This window comes from Parabacteroides sp. Y3-G-102 (genome assembly GCF_023656845.1).
Taxonomy (GTDB): domain Bacteria; phylum Bacteroidota; class Bacteroidia; order Bacteroidales; family Tannerellaceae; genus Parabacteroides; species Parabacteroides distasonis.
The window spans coordinates 1-4,878 of the sequence record NZ_JAMOKU010000089.1; the positions used below are offsets into that span (position 1 = coordinate 1).

General features: G+C 38.0%; 2 protein-coding genes and 1 pseudogene. All 3 read right to left on the reverse strand.

Annotation, left to right across the window (positions count from 1 at the left end):
• Positions 1 to 128: 128 nt before the first annotated feature.
• Positions 129 to 3,362, reverse strand: coding sequence for a TonB-dependent receptor (locus NBH16_RS23035; protein WP_195472443.1), 3,234 nt, complete (start codon positions 3,360 to 3,362; stop codon positions 129 to 131).
• Positions 3,363 to 3,523: 161 nt separating this feature from the next.
• Complete coding sequence (locus NBH16_RS23040; protein WP_122377468.1) at positions 3,524 to 4,453, reverse strand: FecR domain-containing protein; 930 nt, start codon at positions 4,451 to 4,453, stop codon at positions 3,524 to 3,526.
• Between the two features lie 75 nt (positions 4,454 to 4,528).
• Positions 4,529 to 4,756 (reverse strand): annotated as a pseudogene (locus NBH16_RS23045) (sigma-70 family RNA polymerase sigma factor); the annotation flags it as partial.
• Between the last annotated feature and the right edge of the window lie 122 nt (positions 4,757 to 4,878).

Genomic DNA, 4,878 nt, shown 5'->3' on the forward strand with positions numbered 1-4,878 from the left:
GGAACGCCATGCGGCAAGGGGCTGAGCTGTCAGCCCCGACGAGCTTTCCATGCACGATAAATTGCATAATCATGCTAATTATCGTTAACCGTATTCAATTTTCTTATTATAGTTCATGATTTAAAGATTTAAAATTTAACAGAAACACCAAATGTGTAAGTTCGGGTAGACGGGTAACGGTTTTTGTTATCTACGCCAGGAGTCAAACCACTTAAACTGACCTCAGGATCGATTCCTGAATATCCAGTGATGGTGGCTAAGTTAGAGACTGTCCCATATATCCTTAACCGTTTAATCCATGTATTGAAATTGAATGTATAACCGAGGGTTATATTATCTATTTTCCAGTAGTTACCTTTTTCGATGTAGTAGCTTACATATTGAAGTTCCTGATCTATCGCCAAAGGAGAGTTGCCAAATTTTGTGTCGAATGCCTCGTTTAGTACATTACCCCTTGCTAGCATGACAGGAGCCCCATATTGTAAGCGTGGCATATTCAAGATATCAAATCCGAAAGCTCCACGCATAGTTACTGAAAAATCGAAACCTTTCCAATTGATAGAATTGTTCCAATTAAGGTAGTGCTTAGGTAAGCCGTTTCCGATGACCTGTTTATCTGTTGGTTGTTGCTCGGAGATTGGTTTAGGGTTACCATCTGCTCCCTCTATGATCCAATGTCCATTATCGTCAATATCAATTGTTTTGTATCCCCAAAAATTACCTATTGGTTCACCTTCTTGAATGCGATGTGTAGTGGTTTGTAATGGTTCTCCGGTGGAACCTTTATCTGAGTAACCACTAGATATAAACTGATCATTAGATAGTGATAATAGCTTGTTTTTATTTGTTGAGTAGTTGGTCGAGGTTGTCCATTGAAAATCTTTGGTTTGTATGGGTATTGCGGTTATACCAACCTCGATACCTGAATTTCTCATAGAACCTGCGTTTGCCACCATACTAGAATAGAGATAAGGTGGAGATGGTACGGTATAATCCCATAGCAGATCCTCTGTTTTACGATTATAATAGTCAATATTACCGCTGATACGATCATCCAGAAATCCGAAATCTATACCAATGTTAACCTCTTTCTTTTTCTCCCATCTTAAATCTGGATTAGCGTTAGAATCTGGGCGGATGGTTTTTATATATAACCCATTGTAATATACATATGTGCCGAAATCCAATGTGTTTAAGGACATATAGGGATCATCGGGAACTGTACCGGTTATACCGAAACCTGCACGTAATTTTAAGGTGGATAGTTCTTCTATATCTTTTAGGAAATTCTCGCCTTTAATATTCCATGCACCGGATACGGAGGGGAAATTTCCCCATTTATGATCTGCGCCAAATTTGGTGGATCCTTCGTGACGAATACTGGCAGCTAGCATGTATTTACCCTTGTAACTGTAGTTTAAACGGCCGAAATAACCAATCAGCCTACTTTCGTTTGCTTCTGAGAATTCCGTGGCTTTGCCATCTTTTAAGGCTTGTCCGGTTTCCATATTATTGTATGTGTAATCGTCAGATGGAAAATCATAGTTTTGCATATAATAATTTTGATATGTATCCTTTTGCCAACTATAACCGGCCAATAGCGTGAATGAATGGTCTTCTAGTAGTGTTTTCCTCCATTGAACTGTTAGCTCTGATAGATCTTGCGCTTTTCGTGTTGTTCCGCGAGATGCGTAACCATTTTTCCCATCTCTCCATGTAGATTTATGGTTTTGCGTCTCGTAATAACCTCGTGTTTGATTATATGTGTTGGAAGAAACGAGATATTTAATGTCCAAGCCTTCTATTGGAGTGTAAGTGATATTTCCAAACATCCTCAAATTTGTAGCTTGATTTTCTCCTTCAACCTCATTTAGCATAGCGACAGGATTATAATATTCGTTTTTGGTACTTTCCGAATATTTTCCCTCTGCATTATAGACAGGTGTTGTTGGATTGTATATCAGAGCATTCCTGTAAACCTCGCTGTTATAACTTCCTCCATCCGAGCCAGAGAAATAACTTTGTTTATATCCGCTTAAACTAGCGTTTAATTTTAATTTATTGTTGAACATACGATGTGTAATTTCAATACGGGGATAATACATCTGGTTGTTGGTTCGCTTGATTAATCCATTTAACCCCCTATATTCAAAACTAGCTACATAATTTGTTGTACGACTACCACCTCGTAAGCTGATGTTGTAAATTTGAGTAAATGGGGTACGGGTTACTTGGTCTAGCCAGTCGGTTGTAGCACCATCATCTTGAGCCCCGGCTACTCCTTCTTTAACTCGTTGACGGTATTCGTCCGCATTCATAAAAGGCAGTCTTTTTATTATTTGTTGTGTGGATATATATGCGTTCACGTCCACCTCTGTTGGCATTTCTCCTAAGGTGTTTTTAGTCGTGATCAGAATTACGCCATTTGTTCCACGTGTTCCGTAGATCGCTGCGGCAGAGCCGTCTTTTAATACGTCTATTTGTTGAATGTCATCAGGTGAAACTGAATTTAAGTCTCCTGGAATACCATCAATCAAAACGAGTGGGCTTGCGCTGGCTTTTAGGGTTGTGATTCCCCTAAGAGAAATTTCGGATGTAGATGTTGGATTTGCGTCTGGTGTGATGATGCTTAAACCCGGTACTTGTCCTTTAATAAGTTGGGCTGGGTCGGTAGACGGTGTTTTGATGAAATTTTCGGATTTGATAGAAGAGATTGCACTCGCGACTTCTCCTTTTTTTTGAGTACCATAGCCAACAACGACTACTTCATCTAAACTTTGTGTATCTTCCGCTAAACGAACAGTTATTTCTTTCTTGCCGTTTACATTGATATCTTGACTCAAATACCCGATGTATGAAATTTGGATAATAGCGTTTTCTGGAACTTCCAGTGTATATTTTCCATTAAAGTCTGTAATGGTTCCGATAGAGGTCCCTTTTATAAGAACGTTGGCTCCTATGATAGGTTCTCCATTTTTATCAATTACAGTTCCTGTAATTCCTTTTTTACTTTGTTGGGGAGATGAATCTCTATTTACCTCTTTTCTCATCAGAAAGATGTTCTTCCCTTCTATTTTATAGATCGTGTCTGTATTCTTGAAGATATTGGACAAAATCTCCGTTACAGTTTGGTTGGAGGCTGTAATTGAGATTCTTCGTTCAAGATCCACTTCTTCAACGTTGTAAATGAAAAGATAGTCTGTCTGTTTTTCAATCTCCTCCAGAATATTGTACGTTTTAGCGTTATTTAGTATAAAGTCTATACGCATATTTTGTGAGCGAACAGAAGCTAATAATCCGGTAGTAAAAATAAATAGTGTTGTTAAGGCTAACTTCATGACTCGAAATATTTTATTTTCCATACATTTGTGATGTTTTAATGTTAGTACTAAATAATTTAAGGATAATTCGGTGCTGACTTCTGCCGGGAGATGCTGCAACATTTCCCGGTTTTTCATACCGATTGAATTTATCGACTTTTCTGTTTCATAGGCATATTGATTTAAGTAGTGAATAAATGTGTTTATTTTATTATAATCAAATTCTCTTCCTCATTCTTCGTATAAGTAAACTTATGTTTTAATTGAAGTACTTTTAGCACATGTTCGACTCCATCCTTAATCCTAAACTTACCGGAGTAACGATACTGGAGTAGGGCTGGGCGTTGTACGTCTATCTGGATATCGTAATAAAGTTGCAGTTTATCTATTAGATCTTGGATCGATTCATCTTCAAAACAAAATAGCCCCTCTTTCCACTTAAAATAATTATAATCAGAGATGTGAGATGTTTCTAGTCTTCCATTATTGGCTACGGCGATCTCATCAGGTTTTAGACGAAGATGTTGTGATAAATCTGGTGAGGTTATTTCTACACTTCCTTTTATAAGAGCTGTCTCAAACAATGGGCTGTTGTGATAGGCTTTCACGTTAAACTCTGTCCCCAACACTTGGATTGCGTACTTTGGGGTTTGCACGATAAATGGACTTTCTTCATTGTGCTGGACGGAGAAGTAACCTTCGCCGTCTAATTCCACGTTTCGGGCGTTCGTGCTGAATTGTTCAGGAAATCTTAGGGTTGAGCGAGAGTTCAACCATACATGTGTACCATCGGCCAAGGTGACCTCTGCCCGTTGTCCGGCTGGTACATGAATAGTTTGCATTTGTGCCTTGTCTGGTTGTTGTGTCAATAGTTGTTTACTACCCCAAAAACCAACCAAAAAGATGGCTGCGATCTTTAAGAGCTCGATAGTTATTTTTTGTATTGAGAAATGTCTCTTTCTAACGGAATATTTCTCGTTTGTATCACTTTGCCAAAGTGAGAGATCATATAATTTGCGCAAAGCTAGAAATTCACGCATATTCTCCGCGCTTTCGTCCAACCATGACGCTACTTTCAGTCTCTCTTCTTCGGAAACCTCACCTCTTATATATCGTTGTAGTAATTGCTCCATGAATATCTATTAATTTCGCTTTGTATTATAAAAACGATACAATGATGTAGATCCCTAGTGGAAAAGCGAAAAAAATTAAGAAAAAAGAAAATAAAATAAGGGCAGGTAATCTTTTAGGTTGATACGTAATACCTTTAATGCCTTAGTTATATGATATTCTACTCCTTTTGCAGTAATGTTGGTCTCTTCCGCTATTTCTTTCACGGTTTTATTCTCGAAACGACTCATCTCGAATATCCGGCGGGTTTGCTCGGGCAATGATTGTAGTGTATTGTGTATGATGGTTTGTATTTCGTGAGAGAATGTCTTATGCTGATATAGGTAGACACATTCAATAACAATAAAATGTGTAATTATTATGCGCAAAAAACATGAGCATTACAGCGAAGAAGAGAAATTGCATCTTCTTCATTCTTATTATCAAT